Annotated in this window: 3 protein-coding genes; all 3 read right to left on the bottom strand. The window is 31.6% G+C overall.

The features are described from left to right. Positions 1-122: 122 nt before the first annotated feature. Positions 123-479 carry a DUF4280 domain-containing protein gene (locus VQ048_RS11975; protein WP_327611896.1) on the bottom strand — a complete coding sequence of 119 codons (357 nt, stop codon included), beginning with the start codon at positions 477-479 and terminating at the stop codon, positions 123-125. A gap of 12 nt (positions 480-491) precedes the next feature. Then, positions 492-1325, bottom strand: coding sequence for a hypothetical protein (locus VQ048_RS11970; RefSeq protein WP_327611895.1), 834 nt, complete (start codon positions 1323-1325; stop codon positions 492-494). Positions 1326-1353: 28 nt separating this feature from the next. Then, positions 1354-3295, bottom strand: a 1942-nt coding sequence (locus VQ048_RS11965) for a phage baseplate assembly protein V (protein WP_327611894.1), incomplete at its 5' end; no start/stop codon positions are given.

The following is a 3295-nucleotide window of genomic DNA, read 5'->3' as shown; positions in this document are numbered from 1 at the left end:
TATATAAAGCGTGGGCATCACCACGGGGTTATTCACATCGGCTAAAAAGTCTTGATAGGTCTTGATGTGAAGAGGATGGTCCGGATTATTCAAAGGATTATTAGTCATAGTATATTAATTTTTTATGTACTTACTTCGTGATGTTCACTATGTCCTTTATTTTCTACTTTTATGGTACCTCCTAAAGAACATTGACAAGTGCTTTCTTCTGTAAGAATTTTATAATCATTAATTGTATCCTTTTCTGCGGTCTTTGTCCATTGGGTTGGGGCTGGCATACAGGGCAAATAACCACCAGATGAAGGCTTTAGCCTACATTGACCAAAAGGTTTTATATGGGTATTGGGCTGTTTGTCTTGCTCGGTGGCAACAGGTTTGTTTTCTATAAGTACAAAATCCTGACTGCTGACACTCAAATTACTGGGTGCTGTACCTTGATTACAAGATAACTGTGCCGTATCTGTTACTTTATCAGCCATAATTCTAAAGTTTTAATTTCCAAATAAACGCTCCCAAAAACTTTTCTTGGCTTTATTCTTTTTATATTCTTGATATTGCTGCTCTTCAAAGACTTTCCATTCTTTATAGCTATATTTTTTACCGTTGTAAGTTTTGTATGCAGAATTTTCTCGCCTTTCAAACTCACCATCAGGCATAACTTCTCCACTATCTCCATCTATATAGAAATAAATAGGTAAATATGCAGGTGGTTCTCCTCTACCACTTATAGGACCTTCGTTAGGTTTACCATTTATTATTTTTATTACCCAAAGGTTTATATTTTCTAAATAATCTATTTTAAAAGCATCTCTATAATTAACTTTATCTGTGTATCTCCCTTCACCCGTTTTCTGATTGATATATCCTTTTTCTTCTAAAAAATCAAGAATAAAGGTATATTTTATTTTGCCAAATTTTTTATCCTCATCCACAATGGATTTATTACCCTGCTCATCATAATATTCAGAAACACCTATTTTTGTATAAATTCCTGGTAACCAAAGTGATTTTAATTTAATTTTTCTATTAGGATAGTATTTTTTTTGAGCTATTAGAAAAGAAGGAGGAGCTAAAAACTCTCTAATTTCACCACCTTTTTTCTCAACAAAATCTATATAATCAATTATATTTCCATTTTTTTGTTTAAAATTAGTTTTATTTTTTACCTTTTCATAAAATACCAAGTCAAATGTTTCTTCCATACCATATTTTAAATAATTGTCTTTCATCGTATTTATTTTTTTATCATTTGTTGAATAATGTTTATCTTGACTACAACCATAAGTAAAGAATAAACATAGTAAAATAACTTTTATTTTTCTCATTTTTTTCTTATTTTTAATTATCTTCATTCTATTTTAAAGGTAATATCCTTGGGTTTAATTGACGCCATTGCCAGTGGTATGTTGTTATTCGTGGAATATTATTCCAATGTGAATAATCCATCAAATTGTTTGTTTTTAATGCCTCATAAGTAAATTTTGCTTTTAATCTTTCTTCGTCTACACTTGCAAAAGTATGAGGTAATCCCATAGCATGCATAATTTCATGAGCAATAGTTCCCTCATTATGGGAAGCAGAATACACGGCAAATTTAGAACCTGGAAAAGAAAAACCATTCCAATCAGCCGCTTCTCCTATAAAAAATAATTTGTAATAATTTTGATAATGGGTTTTACCAAATTGCTCATTAAACTTAGTTTCCAAATATTCTTTTAAGCCTGTACTATTTGTAATTTCATATTTACCATCTACTTGACTACAAAACTTTGCTTTAAAAAAAGAATCTGTGCAATTTAAATATTTAGAAGATATCCTTATATCAGGTGTTACTAAAGCTTGGTTTAAGTGTATCTTTAAAAATTGTTCTGCATTGTTATATGGTTTTCCGTCAACTTCAGATCCATTTATATTCGTTTTTACTCTCACAAAAATAACTTTTATATGTTTTATGTATTTAGGAGAATTAGGATGTATTTTCATTGCTCCACAAACCTTATCATCGGCTTTAACTAATAATGTATGCTGCTTACTAAAACTATTTATACATGTGATTTTTATATAATTATAAAAATCTTTTTTACCTTTTTGTAACCCTGTTATTCTTTTTACATTTAATTTTAGACATTTTTCAGCCTCTTTGTCTTTGAATTCAAAAGTTAATTTTTTAGGTACTTCTTCAATTTCCGTTTTTAAATTAAATGTGGCAGAATGTCCTTTTAGCAATGTAAGTATCGGTACGGGGTACAAATAGGGCTTCCCCTTTATACTTTTCCAATTTATTTGTAAATTTGTATAGGAGCGTAACTTTCTATTATACATATCTAATTCTTTTTTAAAAAACTTACTCCAAGTATTCGTATTTTTAAAAAGTGTAGAAAAAGAAGTCTCATTATAGTATCTACCCATTATATTTCCAAACCATATATCACCTTCCTGTCCAGAATCCCCTCCTCTTAACCAGTCAAAACCAAATTCCCCTTGCCACTTATCATGAGGTCTAAATTTCACTAAACATTTTGGCTGTATTTCCTCTTTTTGTGTTTCATAATCATCTGCCACATTACTATGACTCGTACCACTTTCTCCTTTTACAGATACTTTTTCTTTAGAGTTGATAGTCGCTTCTTCATCGGAATGCATCAACAGTTTCTGCGTACCAGCTACATTAGTTTCTCTAGCTTCTATCTTTATCTCATTTTCAGAATTTATCAATGCTTTTCCTGCTTGAGTATGAAAATAATCGGACACCAATTGCTGCATAAAAGGCGTGTTTATAAGCGTCTTTTGCAGAATATTAAGAAGTGCAGTGTTCCCTACATTGAAACTTAAATTATTCCCTACATTTATATCTACATTATTTCCAGCATTCAAAGAAATATTTTGAGGTGCTGTTATATTAATATTCGCTCCTTGAGTATCTAACCTTATTTCATTACCACTTTTATCGGTTATGATAATACTCTCGTCTTCTGTGAATTTAACGATGTGTCCACTTCTGGTTTGTATCACTTTTACGCTATTATCTTTTGTAACATACCCACTTTTACTTTTTCCGTTGTAATGGCTACCGATGACATAGGGTCTTTCGGCGTTTTGGTTTTCAAAAGAGACCATCACCTCCTCATCTATCTCGGGGATAAAATAAAAACCTTTACCCGAACCACCGTGAGGCTGTACCACACGTATCCAAGGCGAATATTCATTGGTAGGGCGTTGCCAAATAAACTGTACTCTTACTCGTCCTAAACCTTGCGGGTCGTTGTTATCCTTTACAATAGCAGGTTGGTCTTCA

This window comes from Bergeyella anatis, from assembly GCF_036016955.1.
Classification (GTDB): domain Bacteria; phylum Bacteroidota; class Bacteroidia; order Flavobacteriales; family Weeksellaceae; genus JAYWXI01.
This window is presented reverse-complemented; position numbering and strand designations above follow the sequence as displayed.

Excerpts from the sequence above, each read along its gene's own strand:
- VQ048_RS11970 (WP_327611895.1), bottom strand. The coding sequence starts at position 1,325 with ATGAGAAAAATAAAAGTTATTTTACTATGTTTATTCTTTACTTATGGT.
- VQ048_RS11975 (WP_327611896.1), bottom strand. The coding sequence starts at position 479 with ATGGCTGATAAAGTAACAGATACGGCACAGTTATCTTGTAATCAAGGT.